Annotated in this window: 22 protein-coding genes and 1 pseudogene; 6 read left to right on the top strand and 17 right to left on the bottom strand. The window is 57.3% G+C overall.

Annotated elements, in window-relative coordinates:
- Window positions 1-93 precede the first annotated feature (93 nt).
- Window positions 94-2,958 (bottom strand): excinuclease ABC subunit UvrA, encoded by a 2,865-nt coding sequence (uvrA, locus tag HQL76_07550; GenBank protein MBF0109011.1) that lies wholly within the window; start codon window positions 2,956-2,958, stop codon window positions 94-96.
- A gap of 33 nt (window positions 2,959-2,991) precedes the next feature.
- Here uvrA and HQL76_07545 point away from each other — a divergent pair, with 33 nt between their 5' ends.
- Window positions 2,992-3,651: a bifunctional precorrin-2 dehydrogenase/sirohydrochlorin ferrochelatase gene (locus HQL76_07545; GenBank protein MBF0109010.1), complete on the top strand. Its 660-nt coding sequence runs from the start codon at window positions 2,992-2,994 to the stop codon at window positions 3,649-3,651.
- Window positions 3,652-3,694: 43 nt separating this feature from the next.
- Here HQL76_07545 and gcvH read toward each other — a convergent pair whose 3' ends face one another.
- From gcvH to ftsE, 3 genes are all read right to left on the bottom strand, one after another.
- On the bottom strand, window positions 3,695-4,105 hold the full coding sequence (gene gcvH / locus HQL76_07540) for a glycine cleavage system protein GcvH (protein MBF0109009.1): 411 nt from the start codon (window positions 4,103-4,105) through the stop codon (window positions 3,695-3,697).
- Window positions 4,106-4,205: 100 nt separating this feature from the next.
- The gene (locus HQL76_07535) at window positions 4,206-5,249 is read right to left on the bottom strand and encodes an ABC transporter permease (GenBank protein ID MBF0109008.1); all 1,044 of its coding nucleotides are present in this window, start codon (window positions 5,247-5,249) and stop codon (window positions 4,206-4,208) included.
- 26 nt (window positions 5,250-5,275) lie between these two features.
- On the bottom strand, window positions 5,276-5,959 hold the full coding sequence (ftsE, locus tag HQL76_07530; GenBank protein MBF0109007.1) for a cell division ATP-binding protein FtsE: 684 nt from the start codon (window positions 5,957-5,959) through the stop codon (window positions 5,276-5,278).
- A 257-nt stretch (window positions 5,960-6,216) separates the two neighbouring features.
- On the opposite strand from ftsE, the gene HQL76_07525 reads away from it, so the two are divergent.
- The 4 genes from HQL76_07525 (at window position 6,217) to HQL76_07510 (ending at window position 11,307) form a co-directional block, all read left to right on the top strand.
- Window positions 6,217-7,605, top strand: a complete 1,389-nt coding sequence (locus tag HQL76_07525) for a zinc-ribbon domain-containing protein (protein MBF0109006.1) — start codon at window positions 6,217-6,219, stop codon at window positions 7,603-7,605.
- Window positions 7,606-7,694: 89 nt separating this feature from the next.
- On the top strand, window positions 7,695-8,693 hold the full coding sequence (locus HQL76_07520) for an AAA family ATPase (GenBank protein MBF0109005.1): 999 nt from the start codon (window positions 7,695-7,697) through the stop codon (window positions 8,691-8,693).
- Window positions 8,693-9,238 (top strand): hypothetical protein, encoded by a 546-nt coding sequence (locus HQL76_07515; GenBank protein ID MBF0109004.1) that lies wholly within the window; start codon window positions 8,693-8,695, stop codon window positions 9,236-9,238. The genes HQL76_07520 and HQL76_07515 overlap by 1 nt, the downstream gene beginning before the upstream one ends.
- Window positions 9,239-9,513: 275 nt before the next feature.
- A complete protein-coding gene (locus tag HQL76_07510) occupies window positions 9,514-11,307 on the top strand; it encodes a GAF domain-containing protein (GenBank protein MBF0109003.1) in 1,794 nt (597 codons plus the stop codon).
- A gap of 114 nt (window positions 11,308-11,421) precedes the next feature.
- Here the strand turns inward: HQL76_07510 and HQL76_07505 are convergent, their stop codons facing one another.
- The 13 genes and pseudogenes from HQL76_07505 to flgK form a co-directional block, all read right to left on the bottom strand.
- Entirely contained in the window at window positions 11,422-11,859 is a 438-nt protein-coding gene (locus tag HQL76_07505; GenBank protein MBF0109002.1) for an Hsp20/alpha crystallin family protein, read from the bottom strand.
- Between the two features lie 148 nt (window positions 11,860-12,007).
- On the bottom strand, window positions 12,008-12,361 hold the full coding sequence (locus HQL76_07500) for a hypothetical protein (GenBank protein MBF0109001.1): 354 nt from the start codon (window positions 12,359-12,361) through the stop codon (window positions 12,008-12,010).
- On the bottom strand, window positions 12,361-12,792 hold the full coding sequence (gene fliS / locus HQL76_07495; GenBank protein ID MBF0109000.1) for a flagellar export chaperone FliS: 432 nt from the start codon (window positions 12,790-12,792) through the stop codon (window positions 12,361-12,363). The genes HQL76_07500 and fliS (HQL76_07495) overlap by 1 nt, the downstream gene beginning before the upstream one ends.
- 18 nt (window positions 12,793-12,810) lie before the next feature.
- A complete protein-coding gene (fliS, locus tag HQL76_07490; protein MBF0108999.1) occupies window positions 12,811-13,182 on the bottom strand; it encodes a flagellar export chaperone FliS in 372 nt (123 codons plus the stop codon).
- Between the two features lie 94 nt (window positions 13,183-13,276).
- Window positions 13,277-15,082: a flagellar filament capping protein FliD gene (fliD, locus tag HQL76_07485; protein ID MBF0108998.1), complete on the bottom strand. Its 1,806-nt coding sequence runs from the start codon at window positions 15,080-15,082 to the stop codon at window positions 13,277-13,279.
- A gap of 53 nt (window positions 15,083-15,135) precedes the next feature.
- Complete coding sequence (locus HQL76_07480) at window positions 15,136-15,417, bottom strand: hypothetical protein (GenBank protein ID MBF0108997.1); 282 nt, start codon at window positions 15,415-15,417, stop codon at window positions 15,136-15,138.
- A gap of 77 nt (window positions 15,418-15,494) precedes the next feature.
- Window positions 15,495-16,343: a flagellin FliC gene (locus tag HQL76_07475; GenBank protein MBF0108996.1), complete on the bottom strand. Its 849-nt coding sequence runs from the start codon at window positions 16,341-16,343 to the stop codon at window positions 15,495-15,497.
- A 301-nt stretch (window positions 16,344-16,644) separates the two neighbouring features.
- Entirely contained in the window at window positions 16,645-17,136 is a 492-nt protein-coding gene (locus HQL76_07470) for a flagellar assembly protein FliW (GenBank protein ID MBF0108995.1), read from the bottom strand.
- 447 nt (window positions 17,137-17,583) lie between these two features.
- Window positions 17,584-18,090 (bottom strand): hypothetical protein, encoded by a 507-nt coding sequence (locus HQL76_07465; protein MBF0108994.1) that lies wholly within the window; start codon window positions 18,088-18,090, stop codon window positions 17,584-17,586.
- Between the two features lie 1,056 nt (window positions 18,091-19,146).
- Window positions 19,147-19,629: pseudogene (locus tag HQL76_07460) on the bottom strand (flagellin).
- Between the two features lie 43 nt (window positions 19,630-19,672).
- A complete protein-coding gene (locus tag HQL76_07455; GenBank protein ID MBF0108993.1) occupies window positions 19,673-20,212 on the bottom strand; it encodes a flagellar assembly protein FliW in 540 nt (179 codons plus the stop codon).
- 25 nt (window positions 20,213-20,237) lie between these two features.
- A complete protein-coding gene (locus HQL76_07450; protein MBF0108992.1) occupies window positions 20,238-21,428 on the bottom strand; it encodes a hypothetical protein in 1,191 nt (396 codons plus the stop codon).
- Window positions 21,429-21,460: 32 nt separating this feature from the next.
- Window positions 21,461-23,236 (bottom strand): flagellar hook-associated protein FlgK, encoded by a 1,776-nt coding sequence (gene flgK, locus HQL76_07445; protein ID MBF0108991.1) that lies wholly within the window; start codon window positions 23,234-23,236, stop codon window positions 21,461-21,463.
- A gap of 492 nt (window positions 23,237-23,728) precedes the next feature.
- Here flgK and HQL76_07440 point away from each other — a divergent pair, with 492 nt between their 5' ends.
- Window positions 23,729-24,520, top strand: a complete 792-nt coding sequence (locus tag HQL76_07440) for an inositol monophosphatase (GenBank protein MBF0108990.1) — start codon at window positions 23,729-23,731, stop codon at window positions 24,518-24,520.
- Window positions 24,521-24,541 lie beyond the last annotated feature (21 nt).

The following is a 24,541-nucleotide window of genomic DNA, read 5'->3' as shown; positions in this document are numbered from 1 at the left end:
GTTCTCGTGATGTGACAATGATTATTAGAATCACTTCATCGAAAGTCAAGGGCAATATGGACAAAAACGATCATGGTTTCGGATGGCCGTGGTTCAGAGGACTTGGAGCAGGGGTTTGAGAAAACGTCCCGTCCATGAATCGGGATGCGCGGCGCAGGCTTCGGGCGTTCCGGTCATCAACACCTGTCCGCCACGGCTTCCCCCCTCGGGTCCAAGATCGATGATCCAGTCGGCGGTCTTGATGACGTCCAGGTTATGTTCGATGACGACGACGGTGTTTCCCGTCATCACCAGTCGTTGCAACACTTCGAGGAGCTTGCGAATATCCTCGAAATGAAGACCGGTCGTCGGTTCGTCGAGAATGTACAGGGTTTTTCCGGTCGCTTTCTTGGCCAGTTCCCGGGCAATCTTGACCCGTTGCGCCTCGCCCCCCGAAAGGGTCGTCGCCGATTGCCCCAGGCGAATATAGGAAAGCCCGACATCCATGAGGGTCGCCAGTTTGTGATGGATGGTCGGGATCGCCTTGAAGAACACAAGCCCCTCTTCCACGGTCATGTTGAGCACGCCATGAATCGATTGGCCCTTGTAGAGAATCTCCAGGGTCTCCCGATTGTAGCGACTGCCGTTGCACACATCGCATTCGACGAAAATGTCGGGGAGAAAATGCATTTCAATCTTGACCAGCCCTTCGCCGGCGCAGGCCTCGCAGCGCCCTCCCTTGACGTTGAAGCTGAAACGGCCCGATTTATAACCACGGGAACGCGCCTCGGGAACCTGGGCAAAGAGTTCGCGGATCGGAGTGAACAGTCCGATGTAGGTGGCGGGATTGGAACGGGGGGTCCGCCCGATCGGAGACTGGTCGATATGGATCACCTTGTCGAGCCATTCGAGTCCGTCGATCGCTTCGTAATCGCCCCCCGGCATCTGGGTGCGGTGAAGTCGTTGCTGCAAGGCGGGGTAGAGGGTATCAAGGATCAGGCTTGATTTTCCCGATCCGGAAACCCCGGTGACGCAGGTCAACAGGGAAAGGGGGATTTCGCTGGTGATCCCCTTGAGATTGTGGGTGGTGACATTTTTCAGGGTGATTTTTCGTTCGGGGTCGGGGCGGCGGCGGGTTTGGGGGCGCGGAATGTGGCGCGTTCCCGACAGATATTGCCCGGTCAACGAGTCCGGGTTGGCGATGATCCGTGCCGGTGTGCCGGTGGCCACGATCCGTCCACCATGTTCTCCGGCCCCTGGCCCCATGTCCACGATATGATCGGCCGAGCGGATCGCCTCTTCGTCATGTTCGACCACGACCACGGTGTTGCCCAGATCGCGCAGACGGTGCAGCGTCGCCAACAGACGTTGATTGTCCCGTTGATGCAGGCCAATGCTCGGTTCATCGAGTATGTAGAGCACTCCGGTCAGACCGGAACCAATCTGGTTGGCCAGGCGGATGCGCTGACTTTCACCCCCCGAAAGAGTGGCCGCCGCCCGGTCCAACGTCAGATAATCAAGCCCGACGGCGATCAGAAAATGAAGCCGTTCGTTGATCTCCTTGAGAATGCGTTGGGCAATGGTCGCCTCCCTGGGCGTCATGGGGAGGGTGGCAAGAATGTCTCGGGTCCGATCCAGTGGCAGGGCCGAGAGTTCGGCAATGTTGTGCCCCCCCGTCCGTACCGACAGCGCCTCGATCCTGAGCCTTCTTCCGAGACACCCGGGACACGGCGAGGCATTGCGGTATTGTCCCAGTTCCTCGCGAATGTCATCCGAATCGGTTTCCAGGTAACGCCGTTCAAGGTTGTTGACAACCCCTTCCCAGGGGCGGGTGGTGGTGAAACTTCCCGAAGGGCCGCGATAACGGAAACGGATCCGCTCGCTGTCCGAACCATGCAGGATGATCTCCTGGTGTTCCTCCGGAAGGTTTTCCCAGGGGGTGTCAATGTCGATGCCGTAGTGTTTGGCAACCGCCAGCAGATTTTGCCGGGCGATATGGGCAGTCGGCTTGGCCCAGGGGGCGATGGCCCCCTGATCGATGGACAGAGTGGCGATGGGAACAATGAGGGCCGGATCGAAATATTCCCGGGTCCCAAGGCCGGTACATTGCGGACAGGCGCCAAAGGGATTGTTGAAGGAAAAAAGACGCGGTTCGATTTCCGGATAGGAAATGCCGCAGTCGGGGCAGGCATGGCGTTCGGAAAAGAGCATTTCGGTGGGGGGATCGCCCAGGACATGAACCTGGGCCAACCCGCCGGGAATCGATTTCATGGACAGCGTTTGTGGCAGCGACAGGGTTGTTTCCAGAGAGTCGGCCAGACGGCTTTCGATCCCCGGTTTGACAACGATGCGGTCGATGAGGGCGGCGATGGTATGCTTGACCTTTTTGTTGAGGTCCGCCGCTTCCTCGATTTCGATCGTCTCGCCGTCGATGACCACACGGGTAAAACCATGGCGTACCAGGGCGGCCAGTTCCTTCTTGAACTCCCCCTTGCGACCCAGGGCAATGGGGGCCATGATCAACAGGCGGGAATTCTCCGGCAGCGCCATGAGGGTATCGACCATCTGGCTCACCGTCTGGCTCTCGATCGGCTTGCCGCAACCATGACAGTGGGGTTTGCCGATCCGGGCGTAAAGCAAACGCAGATAGTCGTGAACCTCGGTGACGGTGCCGACGGTGGAACGGGGATTCTTGCTGGTGCTCTTCTGTTCGATGGCGATCGAGGGGGACAGGCCCTCGATGCCGTCGCAGTCGGGTTTCCCCTGAAGCGACAGAAATTGCCGTGCATAGGCAGACAGGGAATCGACATAACGACGTTGCCCTTCGGCGGAGAGGGTATCGAAGGCAAGCGACGATTTGCCCGATCCCGAAACCCCGGTGATCACCGTCAGGGCATTGCGCGGCAGTTCCAGATCGATGTTTTTCAGATTGTGTTCGCGGGCGCCGCGAATGATGATCTTGTCTTTGAATTCATTCATGTCTCAATGGCCTCCAGGAGCGGCTTGAATCACATGCATCACTACATGGTGGAACTGATCTTGAGGGAACGATGGGTCTGGGTGATCGGCGGCGGGACGGTGGCGACCCGCAAGATCCGGGGTCTTCTGGACACGGGGGCCAGATTGCACGTCATGGCCCCGGAGGTTTCTCCAGACATCATCGCCTGGGAAGGGCAGGGGCGGCTCGATGTCCGGAAAACGGAGTTTCAGGAAGGGTGCCTTGATCGGGTGGACCGGCCCCTTCTGGTCTTTGCCGCGACCGGGTCGGCGCCGATGAACCAGGAAATCGCCCGAATCTGCCGGCGGCTGGGGGTTTTGTGCAACTCCGCCGATGATCCCGGGGTATCCGATTTTCTGGTCCCTGCCGTGGTGCGGCGCGGTGCGCTGACCGTGGCGGTGGGGACGGAAGGGGCCTCTCCGGCATTGTCGCGCCTGATCAAGGAGCGTATCGATCGCTGGCTGGAACCCGGTTGGCAGGGGCTGGTCGCATTGTTCGGACAGATGCGTTCCGAGGTTGCCCATCGCCTTCCCGATCCCCTGACACGGCAGGCGTTTTGGCGCAACATCGCCCTCCAGGCCGAAAAAGAAGAGTGCCATCGCCTGGCCGATCCGCGTCAATGGTTCCGGCGTCGGCTCGATCAGGTCGCCGGGACGGACAACGATACCGAATAAACCAGGACTGTCGGATCGGAGTGTCAGGAGAGACGTATCCCAATCAATCCTTCTGCCCCAGGAGCGACTGATATCCTTGGGCATCGAGCAGGCTTTCCAGTTCGCTGGGGTCATCGGGTCTGATACCGATCATCCAACCCTTGCCGTAGGGATCGTCGTTGACGGTTTCGGGCGCGTCGGTCAGACTGGCGTTGGTCCGGGTCACGGTTCCGCTCACCGGGGCGAAAAGGTCGGAAACCGACTTGACCGACTCGACCACGCCAAAAGGTTGTCCGGCAGTGACCCGGGTGTCTGGAGGGGGCAGCTCGACGAACACGACATCTCCCAACTGGCTGGCGGCAAAGGCGGTGATGCCGACGACAAGCGTGGTCTCTTCCTGCCGGACCCATTCATGTTCACGGGTATAACGCAGATCACTGGGAATGTTGTTCGTTGCGGACAAGATGGCAGACATGATGATTTGTGTTCCTTCGGGTAGAAAATCAAAGTCAAAACCCTGGGGGCAATCCCTTAAGACCCCTTTTTTCTTTTACCATTTTCTCCAGGCTACCCTATCAAATTTCGAGAAACCGCGACAGGGAAATGAGGGCGCCGATCAAACCCAGACCGATCCCCAGGCAAAACAGGAACAATCCCTGGGGCAGGGTAAGGAAATGGAGGATGGGATGGACGTCGAACGCGGCGGCCAGTTGCAGCACCCCCTTGCCGGCGCCCTGGTACAGGATGAAAATAAGCGCCAGTGCCCCCAGGGCGCCGAAAACTCCCTGAATCACCCCTTCGTGAATGAACGGGACCTTGATGAACATGTCGGTCGCCCCCATGAAACGCATGACCTCGATTTCATCGCGGCGGGCGATGATGGTCAGTTTGATGGTGTTGGAGATGATCAGCGCGACGGCGGAAAGCAACAAAACCAGCAGACCAATGCCGATGATGCGGATGAATTCAACCATGGCGACAAGTTTTCGCGTCCATTCCTGATCGTGGGAAACCGCCTCGACTCCGGGCCAGGAACCGATTTCCCGAACCAGGGCAACGGTATGCTCCGAATTGTGGTCCGGAACCTCGAACTCGAAGGAATGGGGCAGAGGGTTGTCGGTCAGTGTACCCAGGAATTCCGCTTCGCCGCCGATCAGCGATTTCATCCGTTGAAGCGCCGCCTCGGGGGTGACGAGCGTCAAATGTTGGATTTCCTCTTTTTTCTGCAACTGTTCGCCAATTTGTGTCAATTGACTGACGGATACCCCTTTTTCCAGAAACAGGGTGACCCGGTTGTCCCCCTTCCATCGGGATAACGCCGCATCGGCATTGGTCAGGAGAAGCAAAAAACAACCGTGAATCGTCAGGGACAGGGCGATGATGATGGTCGTGGTCCAATGGGACAGCGATCCATGGCGAAAACGGTTCAAGGCCCGCAAAAAGGAACGTAGATGAAAATTCCGGACATGGGAGGTGGATTCGATCGCTCTTGGCACACCCGGACGTCCCTTGCGACTGTTGCCGGAACGGTGACGCGGGCGGAAAACGGGAAACAGCCCCTTGCGACTGCCCGGTTCCCGACGTTGCGGTGGCGTGAAACTTTCTAGTGGAAGATTCATGAGCGGGATTCCTTGTGATCGCGGGTTCACGGTCGGGGCGGTCGGGCCGATTCGGGAACTTCGGCAAGGCAGCCATCCACCATGGCGATCTGGGGATGGCCCAGTTCGTTCGCCAGGTCCAGGTCGTGGGTGACCAGGAGAATGGTGGTTCCCTGCTGGTGCAGCGTATGGAACAGGCCCATGATCTTGCGTCCCATCTCCCGGTCGAGGTTTCCCGTGGGTTCGTCGGCGATGACCAGAGGCGGACGGTTGACCGTCGCCCGGGCGATGGCGACCCTTTGTTGTTCCCCCCCCGAAAGGGCAATGGGGTTGTGATGGATCCGTTGGCTGAGTCCGACCGCCTCCAGGGTTCGCTGCACCTGCCCCGGAATCCGTTCGGGATCATGACCCGCCACCTCCATCGCCAGGGCGACATTGTCGAAGACCGAACGGTCGTAGAGCAGTTTGTAATCCTGGAAGATGACCCCGATCGAACGGCGCAGGGCGGGCAGTTGCGCGGCGGTCATCTGTTCGACATTGCGTCCCTGGACGACAACCGCCCCTTCCGAGGCCAGTTCTCCCCGATAGATCAGTTTCAGTATGGAAGTTTTTCCCGCCCCCGATGGGCCGGTGATAAAATGAAACGAACCCGGAGGCGCCCGGAAACTGACCCCCTTGAGGGCTTCATATCCGGTCGGATAACGCATGCTGACATTGTGGAAACGAACCATGGAGGCCTGATCGGAGTGTGGATGAAGAATCGATGTTTTTATTTCCCTGACCGTTCATGTTAACGTGTCTCGGGCCGTACCACAAGAACGGTCATGGATCGAATGAGGAATGGGACAATCGGTTGAATAACAATGAAAAGCTGACTTACGGTCCATAAATTGCATCTGGCAGCCAATGGATCGCGTGGGTTTTCGCCCCAACCGGCAACCGGGATGCCGGATCGTTGCATGGCATCCATGAGGGAGTGAATTCCAAGGTGAACGTTACATGTACTCATTGCTCGGCCCGTTTCGAAGTGGACGAAGCCATGTTGCTTCCGGATGGACGGAAGCTGCGATGTTCCAATTGCCGCGAGGTTTTCTTTCAGAAAGCGCCATCGCGGGAAGAACAACCTCCGGTTGAAGAAACAATACCGGGGCAACCCCTGATCGGTTTGGATAATGATTTTCCAGAGTCGTTGCCCGAAAATGGTTTCCCAGGTCCCGAAGGGGCGGAAGGTGACGATGAAGCCGATACGGTGCTTGCGCCGAGACTGATGGGTCAAAGCGGAGAATCCTCCCTGGATGAAAGGGTCGGGGAATCCCAATTGCCGCCGGAGGAAGAAATCGCCGAGGAAGATGCGGAACAACCATCACCGGTCGCCAAGGACGATGCCGCGGAGGAGGATCAGGATCGGGAATCGCTCCGCGACGGGGAAGAGACCGGTGAAGAAGAGGACGCCTCGGACGCGGAGTCCGGCAACGTCAATCCGGCAGACGATGTTTCCCATGAAGAAAATGCCCCTTTGGAAGAGTTTCAGGAGGAGGAGATTTTCCTGAAGGAATCTCGGGAGGAGGCGGTTCCTCGGGAAGAGTTTCAGGAAGAGGAAGTTCTCCTGGAGGAGGTTCAGGAAGAGGAAGTTCTCCTGGAGGAGTTTCAGGAAGAGGAAGTTGCCCAAGAGGCGTCTCGGGAAGAGGAAGAGTATCGGGAAGAAGAGCGGATCCAAGAAGAAGAGGAACTTCGGGAGGAGGATGACGGGCCAGAAGAAGAACATGATCGGGAACCTCGAATGGAATGGAAAGAGAAAATGCCGGCGTTGCAGGATGAATCCCTGGAGGACCGGGAAGAAGAAGAGGAGGAGGAAAAACCTTCGCGGTGGACCCTGACGCTTCCTTCGGCGCTTCTTGGATGGATGATTTCGGTTGTTCTTGGACTGACGCTGGCGGCGGGGATCTTCGTTCCCGGCGATTGGTGGGAGTTCAAACGATATGACCTTGGCAGTGACTTTCGTTTGACCGAGTTGAAGGGGGAATGGCGTCTCCATTCCTTTGGCAGGGTTCTCGTGGTTGGGGGGCGGCTTGCGAATACCGACCGGATCACCCAGGAAGTGCCACGGGTACGTATCACCCTTCTGGATCAGGAGAACAATGAATTATCATCCTATTCGGTGGTTCCGGGGCGGGTGGTGGAAGAAAAACTCTTGGATGAAAGTACCGAGGAATCGTTGCGGACGATGATTCGATTGCAGGGGGATACGAAAAAGGTGAAGGTGGAGCGTTTGACTCCCGACAAGGAGCTGCCTTTTCAATTCCTGTTCATCAATCCGCCCGAGAATGCGTCGCGGTATCAGGTCGATTTCGAGACGCTCGGGCAGGGAACGGGGTAGACGGATGGTTCGATGAATGAAAAACCGATCCAGCGCGGGGGCGGATTTCCGGTCTGAAATGTCGTCACGGGAGACGGAGGAGTGGCATGATGTTTACCCGATTGACCTTGTCCAATTTTACCGTTTTCGAAGCGTTGGATATTGAATTTTCCAAAGGAATCAATGTGTTTGTCGGAGCCAACGGCACCGGGAAAACGCATCTGTTGAAACTGCTTTATTGTCTTCAGGATTGTTATGTTCCCAACAGGAGTCCATTGGCTGAAAAACTGGGAACTGTCTTTCGTCCTCGTGATAACGATTTTCGCCGTCTTTGCCGACGCCGACGTGGAAGGACAGCCACGGACATCACGGTAGAAACAGACAAAAAAAACATACACGCCCATTGGCACAGTGGGTCTGGCAGGTTGACCCAGACCCCCTCTTCCCCGTTCCTTGATGAACTGCCAATTTATATTCCCGTCAAGGAAGTCCTTTCGTTTGCGCCAGGGTTCATTTCTCTCTATGACAAATACGAGATGGCCTTCGATGAGGTCTACTACGATATTTTAAAATTGGCCTATCTTCCTGTAAGAAAGGGAAGGCCCTCCGAAGAAAGCGGGGACATCCTGGAAAAGATCCGGCAACTGATCGGTGGCCAGGTCGTGACGGAAGGCGACGTTTTTTTCCTGAGAAACCATGAGAATGCCAACCTGGAAATGCACCTGGTCGCGGAAGGTTATCGCAAGCTGGCGTTGCTCTGGCAACTGATTCACAACGGTTCCCTGTTGGTGGAAACCACCCTGTTCTGGGATGAACCGGAGGCCAATCTGAACCCATCCTTGATGCAGCACGTTGTCAACATTCTCATCATGCTGGCCAACCGGGGCGTCCAGGTATTCCTGGCCACCCACAATTTTGCTTTTTTGAAGGAACTCGATCTGCAAAAACAACAAACCCTGGTGACCTATTTTGCCTTCGATGATTCCGGTCAGGGCGTTACAGCCCATTCATGCTCCAGCTATGCGACCATCACCCCCAACAAGATCGCCGAAGAATATTTGCGGCTCTACGATCAAGAAATGGAACAAGCCTTCAAAGGGGGACATTGATGGCCCCCCCCAACAACGAAGATTGGATCGAAGGTGATCTTCGCTTTGATTTTTCCAAAGCCACGTCGGTTCGATCACTTGACCGTCATGGCCATGGGCATGGGATGAGCCACTTGCTGAAATCGGTCGATTTCGTGGTGGAATGGGATGATGCGTTTTGGCTGATTGAAGTGAAGGATCCCGAACACAACAGAATTCCTGAGCAACACAGGGACGGGCAGTTGCGGAATTTTCGGGAAAAAATGGATTCCGGCTCTTTGATCCATGCCGAACTGTTTCCAAAATTTATCGATAGCCTGATCTATCTTGGACTGGACCGGGGAATTCCGGAAAAAAAGCCCATGCGCTACCTGATTCTTATTGGCATGACTGGCCTGGAACCGGCCCATTGTTCCAATTTGTCGGTTGCTCTGTTGCAGCATCATGAAGGTTGCCTGAGTGGTCCGCCTGAGGGCTGGAAAAAAGGATTCACTGTCCACCTGTTCAATCTGGAACTCTGGAACCGAAAATTCCCGGATTGCCCTGTCACCCGGGTCGGAAGATGACCTTTACCGTAGCCGATTGTCGATTCCAAGAGATTTTTTCCTTTTCGGTGTGTTATCCTCTGTTTCAGTCATTGTTGCTCCATCGGGTGTGCGTGACGTTGTTCACCAGGGTTTTGGCTTTGTGGCGCGTGTAAATCGCAAGGAAAAGCTGTTTTTCCATTATTATACAAAAAATATATGTATGAAATTTATTTTATATCGAGATGACTTGTGATTTTCGCGGGTAGGGCATCCGGGACAACCATTCGGAATGAACTCAAAAGGGGGATGGAGTCATGTGCGATCTGGAAAAAAGGCTCGCCTATTACGAAAAACTGCAAAAAATCATCCAGAAAGCCTTACGGATCGCCTTGGAGCCCCTTTCTCTGAAGCAACAATTGGAACAAATGCTCGAACTGATGCTTTCCATTCCCGGGTTGGCATTGTTGGGAAAGGGGGCAGTTTTTCTCATGGAGGAGCGGTCGGAAAAACTGGAAATGATCGCAAGTCGCGGGTTTTCCGAGATGCAGAATCATCGATGCGCCAGCGTTCCTCTGGGATATTGTCTGTGTGGTCGGGCGGCGCGTCTCAGGAAGGTTGTTTTCGTGCCCCACATCGATGAACAGCACGATGTCAGTTACGAAGAGATGAAGGACCATGGTCACTACTGCATTCCGATCATGTCGGGTCAACGATTGCTGGGGGTGATCAATACCTATGTGCCGGCGGGGCATCGGCGGGAGGGGGTCGAGGAGGATTTTCTGCTGGCCATTTCCAGCACTCTGGCGGGGATCATCGATCGCAAGAAGGGGGAACTGGCGCTGCAACAGGCGCGGGACGAACTGGACCTGGCGGTCCGGCGGCAGACATCCAAAGGGATGTTCAATCCTTATGTGATCGAGAAACTGGTGGCGTTGTGGCGTGAACCGGCGGATCCGGCGGCATTTGTCCCCGATCCGATCCATGTCGGGCGAATTCTGGAGGTGGTGTTTCAGGCGAGTCTGCAACGCAAGGAGGAGATTGGCATCGAACTGAGCGTTTCATTGTTGCCGCCGAACGGGGTCGATGTGCGCACCGAAGAATGCAATGCCATGTCCTTGATCTTCGAGCATCCCATCCCGTTTCAGGTCGATGCCCTGGTGGCATTGGCACGCTCTTTCGATCCGGTGACGACAACGTTGGCTCTGGTCGCCTCCAGGAGAGACCCGGGCGAATTGGAAATCCAGGGGGCCATTTATTTCAATTGCGCCTCCCATCATCGATTCGACGCCCACAGTTTCAACCGGTCACCGAAAAACATGCTCACGGTGATGGTGCGCAAGGTGGGGTGTCTCCAGGTATTCAAGGGGAACGATGTCATTGGCGGATTTGATTCCGGTTTCTTTTCGGAGCCGACGCCGCCACCGTTCACCGACAGTCCTCTGGCCTGGAATCTGTTGCGGGAGGTGCAGAATCATTCCGGCTATCACCGGTTCGGCATGGGATATTGGCATGTCTACCGGGCGTTCATCGACCGCCTGTTGCTGGCGACCGCGGCCAAGAAGAATGGCGGTACCATCATTTGGTTGCCGCAAGGAACGGTGGAATGCGCCTGGCATGGGGCGGAACCACGTTTTGCCCTGGCGGGCGCCCCGGATGGGGCCCAGCTTCTTGAAACCTTCCGTGAGATGGAAGAGTGGAGCGAGTTCAATCAGGAAACGAAGGATTGGCATCGCCAGGAGATGGTACGCCTTCGTCTGAAACGGGAATTGATGGGCTATGCCGACCTTCTTTCCCGGTTGACCCGGGTGGATGGGGCGTTGTTTCTTTCGGACCGTCTTTCGGCGTTGACCTTCGGCGCCATGATCACCGCCAAACCCTGGAAGGGGGGGATCGTCTCATGGGTGGAGGAGCGGTTTTTTCCGTCGGTGCGGATGGATCTGTCCCGGCTCGGGGCGCGGCACACCTCGGCGGTCAATTTCATCGGCCACTGTCCGGGGGCCATCGCTTTCGTCATTTCCCAGGATGGCCCGGTGGCGGGGCTGGTTCAGAAAGACAGGGAAACCATCTACTGGTGGCCGGATTGCCTTGGCGGTCTGAGAGATTCGTAACGGCCAAACGTCCGGGTTCAATCATTGAAAAAAAAGGGGCTGGGAGTCGTACCAAACACTGCCGGGAAGGGTTCCCCCCCCCCTTCCCGGCCCGATCGATACCTCTACCTTTCCTCAATGCACCTGCACCTGAATGGTCCGCGGTTTGGCCTCCTCCAGTTTGGGCAGCGTCACTTCAAGAACACCGTTGCGATACGATGCGCCAATCCGGGAAATATCGGTGGTGTTGGTCAGTTGAAACGTGCGGCTGAAGCGGCCAAAAAGACGTTCGACCCTCTGGTAGCTCTCCTTGTGCATCTCGTCGTCGAACTTGCGTTCCCCCGAAATGGTCAGACGACCATTATCGACATTGACCTTGATGTCCTTCTGCTCCATCCCAGGGACATCCGCCTTGAGGATAATCTGGTTCTCATCCTCGCGAATGTCCACCCGTATCGGCCATTGCGTCATCTGACCGGTGGTGTCCTCCAGATCACGATCGAACAGACGATTGATCTCGTGTTGCAGGGTACGAAAATTGCGGAACGGATCATAATTGACGATGGTAGACATGGAAACCTCCTCTTTCGGGAAAAACGTCCATTTTATCTTTAGGATCGGTGTCGGCGCCCACCATACCCGAAAAGATAGGAAACGTTTCGCCCCATTCAAGAGGGGTTGTTCATTATTTCTTCATCGTGATGATGCGGCCCGAAGGACCTCAAGCCTGGTACCGGACCAGCACCAAGCCACTCTCCTTGCGACCATACCCGCGACGGGCCGATTGCAGCCGTCGATTCTGCGCCATGAGTTGCTGACTCACCTCCCCCTTGCAGGAAATCAACCCCTCCCTGATCCGCGGCAAGCGCTCGACCAGAAGTTCCAGCCGCACCTTGAGAAAAGGATCGAACGCCCCCGCCCGTTTCATCTCTTCTTCCGGCAGGGCGTCCAACCGCCGCGTCGCGGTCAGCCAGTCGTTGTTGAGTTCCTCAAGCGCCGCCGCGTCCAGAGTCTCGGGGCGTTCCAGACGCTTGAATAGATCCTCAAGCCGGGAAATGATCCGTTCCGGTGTCATCAGTAGGCCCCACCCGCCAAACGCCGAACCGGGGCCGCAGCCGCCGTCACCGCCGCCTGCCCCTGAACCTGCTTGACCGCCTCCCGCCATCCTTCGAGAAGGGTGCCAAGATTCTTGATCACAATGCGAATCTGCTCCATATCCTGCTTGATGTTGGCCTCGGTCAAACGATCCAACATGTAGCCGTACAATTCGAACAACTGGATCGCCAAGTCCCCCCCCTTCTCGAAATCAAGGGTCGCCTGAAGCTCCGAAACAATCGCCAGCCCGCGGCGGAGAAACATTTTGTGCTCACTCAACCGCTTGGCCTCCTTCTCCTTGATGGAACGCTCCAGAAACCGGATCGCCCCCTCGTACAGAAGAATCAAAAGATCCTCCCGCGATGCGGTATTGGCTTGCGATGTCTTGTACCGTTTCAGACCATACGACATGGAGGTTGGCCTCGAAAATCAGGAGAGAACCAAAGGCCGGGCACCGCGCCATCCATCCAGCAGAATTTCCAACTGCTCCACCACCTGATCGATATAGTCGGTCTCGTGCGTCAAACCCGACTGGGTCAGATTGTCGAGCATGAAATTGTACAGATCGTTGAGCTGGTTGGGGACTTGCCCACCCTGTTCATAATCCAGAGTGTTCTGGAAATGCTCGATGATCCTCTGGCCCCGGTACAAACGGTCCTTGAAATCATCGACCCGTCCATTCTCACACGCTTCCGAGGCTTGATTCAAGAACCCGATGCACCCTTCGTACAGCTGGATCAAAATGTCCAGTCCGGCATTCAGCGAAGGATTGTCCTGACTCTGGACCATTGGCGTGTTCATGGATTCGACTCTCTTTCTGCTTCATGTTGCGGTTGATCGACACGATTGAACGACAAGAGACATTAAGCATTACTCATGCCAGAACGCGCCACCCCTAGAGTTTCGCCATCGCCGAGGTCAACGCCGTCCCCTGGCTGTTCATGCTGTTGACCAACTGCTCCAGATTGGAAAACTTCTTGGTCAACATTTCGCGCACCTTCTCCAGACGGCTCTCCTCCCGCTCGATGCTTTTTTCCAGACTCTCAAGACGGGCCTCGACACTGTCCTTGGCCCCGGTCAGAGAACCGTTGGTGCTGTTGGTGATGTTGTCCAGCAGGTCTTCGAGCCGATAGGCCAGACCGGCGTTGCCCGTCGTCCCCACCTCGGTCTCGGTATTGGTGAACAGATCGGAAAGAACGTTAAAGTTGGTCGAAAGGGCATCATCAAGTTCGTCGCTGTCAAAACTGATCTTGCCGGTCTTCTGATCGGTCCTGAGCCCCAATTCCGCCAGGATTGAAAACGGACTCAACACATCGCCGGAGGCGTCATCCTTGGTGGTGGAACTGTTCAGTTCGTTGCGCAACTGCGACACGATGGTCCGAACCAACGTCGCCCCCGAAAGCGATCCGGTCTTGTTCTGATTGATGTAGTCCAGGACATCATTGAAGGCGGTCGTGAATGAACTCAGGGTCGTTTTCAGCGTCGCGGTATCGTCGGTCACGGTGACAGTGATCGCCGACGAAGTCGTCTCCTTCAGGGTCATGGTCACCCCGGGCAGGACATCCTCGACGGTATTGCTGGAGCTGTAAATGTTGCTCAGACCATCGACCTTCATCTTGGCATCGAGACCGATGTCGGATTGAAATGTACCCGTACCGACCGTATCCATGGTCGAACCATTACTGAACGCCAAAGTGGAGGTCAGACTAAAGATGCCAGTATCCCCTGACACCGTTGGCGAGGCCGTATATCCGTCAATGACCAACCGGTTCTGATAACCATCATTGACAACACTTGCCTTGAGTCCGCTCACATTGGCACTGTTGATTCCATCAGCAATGTCCTCCAGGGTGATAATATTACCAACAGCAAATCCAAAATCTGAAAGATTATAGGAATTCTGATTATAGGTGAAACTAAAGTCTCCAACAGCGGCAACAGTCGTCGTCGCCGAAGCATCCGTCATGTCCGTCCCCGATGCGGACAGGACCACGGTATTTCCATCAGTGTTTGCCGTATTCCAGACCGTATCGTTATTATCATCGACACTATCGGTATCCCAGGTCATGTCGATCGTCAGTCCCGTCAACCGGGTACCGTTCGTCGTCCCATCGGAATTGCGCGACAGCGCTCCCTGATCCTTGGCGGTCAACACCAGACGATAGTTCGATCCATCATACAAAACGCTGGCACTGACACCATTGTCATCCCCATAATCGGTACTGCTGATCCTGGATGCGACATCGGCCAGGGTATCGCCAACGGCAATGCCAAAGTCGGCATTGGTATAGGCGACCCCATTGTAGGAAAAGGAAAAGGTATTGATGGCACTGACGGTATTCTCCGAATCGGTCACCCCCGCCGCGCTCATCAAAGTCTGGCTGCTCGCCAGACGCGACACCTCCAGGGTATGGGTTCCCGCCACCGCCTTGTAAGAAGCCGTGACCGCAACCTTGTCCGAATCGGAACTCGCCGCCGTATGGGGCGACCAGGAAGACTCGGTCTGAAGGGTCGTGGCGGTACTCGTCAGGGCGGACAGCTTGGATCCAAGTTCACTCAGTGCCGACTGTTTCTTGGTGATCGCCGTCTTGTCCGCCTTCAGCGACGTCAGACGTTTCTCTTCGAAACTCATCAACTGATCGACCATGTCGGAAGGCAGTCCGCTGGCCAATCCCCCGAATGTAATATTGCCCAGTGCCATGGCACACCCTTCCTTTCACCGTCTCTCTCGCATCACCTTGATTCACGCCGGCATCAAACGTCCCGGTCGCACAACATCCCCTCCAACACCCGAACCTTTCCCAACAAATCCCGCAACGCCATTTCGTCCAGACGGTTTCCACTCCGTCCATCCCCCGATTCGACCAGCAAAACTCCATCCTTGTCCACCGGATCCACCACATTCACAACCAGCGCGGAAATCAATCCCAACACCCGGTTCGCCTGATCCACCAGGGACGAAACCTCCCCCCATTCCTCGCCTTCGCAACCATTCCCGCAAATCACTTCCCCTGCCACACCCATCGAATTGCCCATGACTGGTCCACCATCCCCAGCCGAAACCATCGCCCACACCATACTTATCGGATGATTCCGGCGAAACTTGCGTCAATTTATCCGAGCAGTTGCAAAGCCAGCTGCGGTTGCTGATTGGCCTGGGCCAGGACCGCCGTTCCCGCCTGTTGCAGGATGGCGTTGCGGGTCAAGGTCGCAGTCTCGGCGGCAATGTCGGCATCGACGATGCGCGAGCGGGCCGCCGACATGTTCTCGACCACATTCGAAAGATTGGCAATCACCGCCTCGAACCGATTCTGAATGGCCCCCAGATCGGCCCGAACCCGCGATACGATGTCCAGGGCACTGTCCACCTGCCCCAGGGCCTTGGAAGCCCGCGCCGCCGTCGATACCCCGACCGAAAACTTGCCGACCGTGCCGTTGGTGACACTTCCCAACTTCAAGTCATCCACATGCAGGCTGGCAATGGATACCCGAATGGTCTGCCCCTCGTCCTTGCCCACCTGGAACGCAACGCCAACCATCGATCCATTCAACACACCCTTGTCGTTGAATTCAACGTCGTTGGTGATCCTTTGAATTTCCTGGACCAACTGTTGCACTTCCTTGTTCAGGTCCGAACGGTCCAACGCCGTGTTGGTACCGTTGGCCGCCTGGACCGCCAGTTCCCGGATCCGTTGCAAGGCATTGGTGGTCTCTTCCAACGCCCCCTCCGCCACCTGAGCCAGTGAAATTCCATCATTGGCGTTGCGGATCGATTGCGTCAGGCCGCGGATCTGCGACGTCATCCGTTGCGAAATCGCCATCCCGGCAGCATCATCCTTGGCCGAATTGACCCTCAGACCCGAGGCCAGGCGGGCAAACGTCTTGCCCAGGGCATTGGTCGAGCGATCCAGATTGCGTTGGGCGTTGAGCGAAGCGACATTGGTATTGATAAAAAGCGGCATGGTTCATTCCCCTTTTCCTGGGATCTCTCGACCCAGCCCAATCCTCCCGGATCGGTTTTCGGTTGCCGATGAAGTCGGGCCTCTTGCCCGTCGTCGTTTCTTTTCCCAGGCCAGCCAGGCCTTCGGGATACCCTGGAGATGGAATTCGTCGGCTGCCGGGTCATCCTTCCGCCCGACACCTGGGCTTCATCCCTTCCGCCGCTTCTTCGACGAATCCCCTCCACCGGGAGGTCACTCCATCCGTATTCAGGTTCTTGCGTTCAATTCAATCGATCTAAAGAGTCCAGCACTTCCCTTGTCTTCATACCGCCATCATCCGCGGTTGCCGCATCTCGCGAACCGCCTGCTCCTTGGCCTGGGCCCGGAGCTCCTTCGGAATCAAAGGTTGACGCGCCGAATACTGACCCAAAAGAATCTGCTTGCCCTTCCGGGTCCGGGTGTTGACCACCACCGGTCCCGCCAGATTTGTCCTCATGTCCTCGGGCTGTCCCTCGGGAATGGTCACAAGGGTGAACATTTCCACATCCTCGCTCTTCTCCAACCCGATCGCCCGCGCATCCTCATCCGCAATCTCGAACTCGATGTTGGCAAAAAAGTCGAACGGATTGATGACGATGAAGGAAATCTCCGGTTCATCCACCGATTGCAGCCAGAAGAAGGAGGAATCATCCGAGTAGGGAAACATGATGTACCGCCTGCTCATGGGAAACCCCAACAAACCGTCCGCCAACTGGATGATGTCCTCCGCGTCAAAACTCAGGGTTCCGAAACGGGTGCCTTGAACCTCCATCATCGTCATCTCCCTGTCATTGGGCACCTCGTCTTCGCGGCTCCGGCGGGCGTTCGACGCTTCCTTGCCGGCCCCCTTCGAGGATCCCGTCTGTTAAACCAATGTACCCTGTGCAACCTCGGTCCAGTCTCGATGTTCCAGTGATTCGCCAATCAATCGATTCATCAATCAATCAAACAATCCGTTACCCTTTTACCGCCGTCCAGGCCCCGTCCCGTCACTTTCCATCTACCTGTAATACTGCAGCTTGCGTGCCATCTTAATTGTTTCCATTTTTCCCCGTATTTGCTCATGTTCCCCCCTCCCCTTCCCCCCTTTTCTTCCCTTGTGGGGGAATTTGTTGCCCATCCCGCCGGCAAACTTTGTTCTGGCCCCCCTCATCCCTTTCGGGCGGGGAAATCCGCCGGCCTGGGAGTGGGATGGCCGGCGAATTTCCCTGGGGCCCGCACCTCAACCGAGGAGTTGCAGCGCCAGTTGAGGTTGTTGATTGGCCTGGGCAAGAATCGCCGTTCCCGCCTGCTGCATGATGGCCAGCTTGGTCAGATTGGCCGTCTCGGAGGCGATGTCGGCATCCAGGATCCGTGACCGGGCGGCGGAAACGTTTTCCACCACGTTCGACAGGTTCTTGATATTGGCCTCGAATCGATTCTGGATCGCCCCCAGCTCGGCGCGGGTGGCGGAAACCCGGTCGATGGCCTCCTTGACGATCGCGATCATCCGCGCCGCCGCATCCTGCCCCGACAAGGGGGGATTGGTGGCATCGGTGGTCGGGGGATTGAACGGCAACGTCGGATCGGTCGGGATCGAACTGCCGGTGATGTCCACCAGGGGCGAAGGGGGAAACCGGGTGCTGCCCGAGGTGTCGATCAACCACTCCGGAACGGTCACATATTCCCCGCCCGTCGGTTGCGACGCGGCATTCACCGCCCCATCCCGCGATGCCAGGACCAGCGCCATGTTCTTGCCGGCGGTCCCGGCCAGCGCGACCGTGCCACCCGGCTTCGCCGCCGCAAGCCCCGCCGCGGCAATGATCTTGGCCTCGGAAAGGGTCAGTTTTCCCGATTTGTCCGCCGCTTTCGCCGTCGCGGCAATCGTCTCGATGTCCTTGTTCTGCGAAATCTGCGCATCGAACGCCTGAATCACGATCCGAATGTTGCCCACCGGGACATCCTCGACCGTCGTCCCCTTGGTCACCGCATTGTCCACCACCTCGGCGGGATCGGTCACATTCTTGGTCAACGCCCCGTTGGTCGTCCCCGCCAGGGTCTTATAGGCAGTGGGAACGTTTTCCGTCGCCGTGTAGGACCGCTTGGCCTCATAGGCCGCCGCTGCGATGACCCGGGCCTGGTCGGAGTTGATCGTCGGATCGGTCGGTTTCACCGTCGCCTCGGCAACCCACGAGGCGATGATGGTCGCCTTCTTGCCCGAGCCCCCCGTCACCTTGGTCGCGCCATCGTTGGTCCGGCCAAAGGCGGCCAGGGAGGCGGACGCCAATCCCAGGGCATCGGTCCCCGTCACCAGGGCGTTGGCGGCGGTGATGTCCGCGGCAATCTCCGCCGCCGTATCGCCATCGGCAATGCCATTGGCGATGGCCGTGTTGATCGTGGCATCGGGGGCCCCCAGAAGCTGCGTCACGATGGTCGTCGCCGTCTGATCCACCGTCGCCCCATCGGTAATCCCGTTTTCCAAAGCATTGACAACCCCGGTGCCGCTCACCACCGCCGCATCCACCGCCGCCGCCACCGCCGTGACGTTCTTGTTGTCCATGACGGTCAACATGTTGGTGGAGACTTCGGTGGAAAGGGTGGTCGCCGGCGATTTGCCCTGGGTATTGGCGTTGGCCAGGGTCCCGACCATCGCCCCCGCCTTGGAACTGAACAGTTTGGAGTTTTCGAGCGCTTTCGCCGGAGCCTTGATGGTCAACCCCTTGATCTTGGGATTGTTGACGCTCTCCTTGCTGTTGGGGTCGGCAAGTTTTGGCGCGGCCAGCAACGTTTGCGACCGGGCATCGGCCAGAGTGACGACGATCGTTTGATTTTCCTGCGCCCCGACCTGAAAGACCAGGGGCTGGGTCTGACCGTTGAGCATCGGCCAGTTATTGAATTCGGTCTCGTTGGCGACCCGCTCGATTTCCGACAGCAGTTGCACCACTTCCTGTTGCAGATTCTCACGATCCTGCGGGCTGTTGGTGGCATTGGCCGCCTGCACCGACAGTTCGTTGATCCGTTGCAGCATGTTGGCGTGTTCCGCCAGGGCGCCCTCGGCGACCTGCGAGACGGAAATACCATCGTTGGCATTGCGCACCGCCTGCGACAATCCGCGAATCTGCGCCGTCATGCGGTTGCTGATGGCAAGACCGGCGGCATCGTCGCCGGCAGTGTTGATGCGCAGACCCGAGGAGAGCCTGGCAAATACCTTGTTGAGATCCCCCGTCGATGACAACAGATTGCGTTGGGCATTGAGGGAGGAGATATTGGTGTTGATATAGAGTGGCATGGTCATTTCCTCTCGTTACGTATCCTGCGATCCCTCTGTCGAATCACCCAACCGCGGCAACCTTCAGCGATCTTTGTTTTTCCGTCTGCCGCGAACGCCGGCGGCTCCCTTTGGTCACCGGTTTCCTCCGATCCGACTCGTTCAGATAGCGCGCCCGCAACTCCCTGGGAATCAACGGCTGTCGCGGAGAAAACTCCTTGATCAGAATCTGCTTGCCCCGACGGTTGCCGGTATTCACCACCACCGGTCCCGCCAGGTTGGTACGCATCTCCTCGGGACGCCCTTCCGGAATCGTCACCAGGGAAAACACCTCCACATCCTCGCTGCGTGAAAGACCGAGCGTCCGGGTGTCCTCGTCCTGGATGGAAAACTCCAGATCCGCGAAAAAGTCGAAGGGATTGACCACGATGAACGCAATCTCGGGTTCATCCACCGACTGGAGCCAGAAAAAGGAGGAATCCTGACCGTAGGGGAACAACAGAAACCTCTTGCTCAACGGAAACCCCAACAGCCCATCCTCGATGGTGATGATCTCGTTTTCCTCGAACTCCAGTACCCCAAACCGGGTTCCATGAATCTCCATGTTCTATCTCCACTCCCAAAGGATGCTACCGAATAAAATCGATTAACGATGTATTGAGCACCTGGCGTTCCGTGATGGTCATCACCTGCATCGCCTGCGTCGTCTGTTCCAGAGTCGATAAGACATCCAGAATGTCCGCCTCGATGTTGGTCGCCTTCGCCTCCTCCAACGCCAGCTCATCAATTTCCAAAGTTTTCCCAACCGCTTCCACCTGGGTCACCCGCACACCGGTCACCGCTTGCAAGTCCGATACCTGAGCCCGCCCCTCCTGCAACCGGTCGATCAGAAACGACACCTCGTCGGGGTCGGCGCGCAGCAACGCCCCCCTCAATGCCGCCACGGCCCCCAGGACGTTGACATTGCGTCCCACCGATCCCGTCCCTTCGAGCAACTCCTGGGCATTGACATTTCCCGGCAGGGTCTGCCCATTCAAGACCTTGATGGGCCGGTCCGCCTGGCCCCCCTGATATTCGGGAACCACCTCGAAGTAGTAGACATCGCCCGCCTTGGGTTCGGCCCCCATCGTCAACCGGATCCCCTGGCCGATGTCGATGACCGGAGGCGTTCCGGTCGGGGCCACCGGAGGATTCTTGACGCCATTGATGTCCGCCTCGTACAGCCCCGTCGATGACTGAAAGGTAACTTTGACACTGAGCGGCAGGTCGGTGACACCATGGCCGTCAGCGACGCTCGCGGTGATCCCCGTGGCCGCAGCCGTCATCGGTCCCTTGCCATCGGCGCGCACCTGAACCGCCGTCGTCTGAAGATGGGTGGCATCGTAGGGCATCCGGGTGCGGCTGCCGCCAAAGAGGGGAATTTCATCCAACTCCGAATTGACGCTCTTGAGGATGTCCAGATAGATCGCCTCGGCATCCTCCGCCACCGCCTTCATGATCTCCGGATTGCCGCCCACCTGGCTGTTGGCCATCTTCAACGCCAGGTCCTTGGCTTCGAGCATCCGCTCATGCACCTGATTGACATGGCTGTCGGCCAGGGTCAGACGTTCGGCGGCGAACTCGGTGGTCTTCTTCAGGCTTTGCACCCCGGTCAGGTCGGCGGAAAACAACATGTGCCGATAGATCCCCGTCGGATCGTCCGACGGACGGTTGGTCTGGTTGCCGGTCAGCGATTTTTCCTGAATCTTCAGAATATCCTGCTGTTGCGCCTGCATGGCGCTGGTTCCCGTCTTGAACATCAGATTGTGGGTGACGCGCATATTCTTCCCCTTCGCAACGACTCGACCAACGACTAGACCATGGAAATCAAGGTTTGCAGCAGTTCATCCGCCACGTTGACCATCTTGCTCGATGCCTGAAACGCCCTCTGAAAACGGATGAGGTCGGTCAGTTCCTCTTCCAGCGACACCCCCGAAATCGATTCGCGCATGTCACTGACAAACTCCTGGGCCGACTGCTGCGCCACCAGGCTTTCATTGTTTTGATTGATCAGCGACCCCAGGTTGCCCGACAACGTCGCATAATGGCTGGTCAGGGAGGCGTTCTGGCCGTTGATGGTGAATTTCATGGTCCTGAGATTGCCCAGGGCAAGCGCGCCCTGGCTGTTGCCATCGTCGAAGGTCGCCTGGGTCGGGGCCAGTTCGTTGTCCACGCCAAACCGCGCCAATCCCACCCGTTTGGAATCCTCCTTGAGGCTCTTGCCCACCTGGATCGTCCCCGCCCCCGTCCCGGTAAAAATCGCTCCGACGCCAAGGGCGGCCAAGACCCCGCTCGTATCCCCGAGAACCCCGAACACACCACCTTCCTTGGCCGGGGTGATCTTCAGATACCGCTTGTCCCCCTCGGTGACGATGGCGGCATCCACCGCCTCGGAAGCGTTGATGGCATCCTTGATCTCACGCAGCGACATCCCCGTGGTGATGGTCACCGGCTTGCCGACCGTCAGCGCATCGGTGTTCGCCCCGGAAACGAAGGTGATGGCGCCATCGACCACCCGACCGACATCCTCGGGCGATTTCTTGTAGTTCACATCCTTTTCCTTGGTGACCAGATTCTTGATGGGTGTCGAAAGATCAAGCCCCAGATCGGTGATCCCCTGTTGCGACGAATACATCTGTTGGCTCACCGACTGGCTATGCACCCGGTTGACCTGCCAGCGCAATTCGTCGGTGATCGCCTCCAGCCGTGTCAAAAAACCTTTCGGCCCATGGATGATCTCATCGCGGACTTCCAACAGGCCCCGCAGCTTGCCACCACGAATCCGGTCGGAACTCGCAAATTCGCGGCCATTGATATTGATCCCAAGATACCCTTCCGCATTGGTCTTGGGACTGCGTTCGAGGGTGGCGGCGAACACCGGGTCGGCAAGAATTTCCTGCCCCCGGGAGGTCATCACCCGCAAACCATCCTGCTCCATCGGCAGCGTCTGGATGTCGATCAGTTCGCCAAGCTCCAACACCATCTGCCGCCGTTGATCCTTGAGGTCCAGGGCGGGATGGGAATTTTCATTGGCCACGATCGTCCGGTTGACATCCTGAATCGCCTTCAACCGGGTATTGATGTCCTCCATGACGACATTGATTTCCTTGTCCACCGGCATCGTCATCTCGGTCAGGGCGGTGTACATCTTCTGAATGGTCCGGGCCAGGGAATCGGCCTCGACCACCAGTTCCTCGCGTCCGACCGGATTGGTGGGATTGTCCGCCAGGGAATCGGCCGCGGCGTAAAACGCCTCCAGACGTTGCGAAAACCCCTCTCCGTCCAAATCGTTGAACACATCCTCGATCATCGTCAGATAGTGTTCGCGGGTTTCCAACCGTCCCAGCTCCCCGGTCCCCAGTTCCATCCTCCGGTCCACCAACTGGTCAAAGTTGCGGACGACATCGCTCATCCTGACCCCGGAACCACCCGGATCCTGTTTGTCCCCGGCGGTGTTTTCCTGAAGGACGACCTGTCGCGAATACCCGGGGGTGTTGACGTTGCTTATGTTGTGGGAAACCGTCTGCAACGCCCCCTGGGACACGAAGATCCCCTGCTTGGAAATGTTCAACACGTTGGTGATGGCCATGAAAACGATTCCTAGGGTTGGAAGGAAAATGCCGGGTAAACTCCGTTGCCAAGCTATTATGCACCGACCATGCCAGTTGATCGTTTCATGAGTCCATCCTCCGGGGGCCGTCGGCGAACCGGGGACGACCATGGGCAAGTCACTGCCGTTATTCGTGTTTTACTTGCGTTTCCATTTCCGGATTTTCCCTGAACCATCCGCGAACGCCTTGTGCAATAGATATGCCAATAAACGTTTATCATCGATTCCGGGCAAATTTCCCCCCATGGCCGCGCCTCATGCGGCAAATGTTACCGTCGCCCACCCGCCATCCCGAAAAACCCACCGGCAAGATTCGAAATGATCATCGACCAAGGTGACGCAGCATCCGGACCGTGCTAATCTTGAAACTGTCGTTGTCCATGCGTGTCGCAAACCCGGCAACCGCTCCGATCCCTCCGGAATCCGCTCCCGAGGTCCCCGTGAACCCTTCTCCAGTCCACCTTCCCCATCATGAACGTATCGCCGCACACCAACATCGCCATCCGCGCCGCCCGGTCGGCTGGACGGGAAGCCTTGACGTTTTTCAAGCGACGGCACGAACTGGTCCTCGAAACGAAGGGAAAGAACGATTTCGTCACCCAGGCCGACACCACGGTGGAACGGGAAATCCTCTACCATCTGCGCAAGGCCACGCCGCAATACGGCATCCTCGCCGAGGAGAGCAGCCGGAGTGAAGTTGCCAAGGGATGGCGCTGGATCGTCGATCCCATCGACGGCACCACCAACTTCATACATGGCCTGCCCCACTTTGCCATGTCCATCGCCCTGGCCAACGACAATGAACTCCATGCCGCCGTGGTCTTCAACCCCGCCACCGACGAATTGTTCACCGCCGAACGGGGCCGTGGCGCCTTTCTCAACGGCCAACGCCTCCGGGTGACGCAAAACCACCGCCTCGACCAGTGCCTGCTGGCGACGGGATTTCCCATCGATCATCCCGAACGATTGCAACGCCAATTGAAGACGGTGATGGCGCTGATCCCCGGATCCCGTGGCATCCGCCGTCTCGGCAGCGCCGCCCTCGACCTGGCCCATCTGGCCGCGGGACGCTATGATGGATACTGGGAAGCGGGACTCAAACCCTGGGACATCGCCGCCGGAGTGCTCCTGGTCACGGAAGCGGGCGGACTGGTCACCGATTTCACAGGCAACGGCAACGTCCTGGATTCGGGGAATATCCTGGCCGCCTCCCCCATGATTCACCGCCTCCTGCGCGCAACCATCGAACCTGAATGGTCCTGAATCATCACCCGTGGCATGAAT

Source organism: Magnetococcales bacterium (assembly GCA_015228815.1).
In the GTDB taxonomy this organism is placed as follows: domain Bacteria; phylum Pseudomonadota; class Magnetococcia; order Magnetococcales; family UBA8363; genus UBA8363.
Note: the sequence above shows the minus strand (reverse complement) of the source record. Positions and strands in the feature narration are given on the sequence as shown.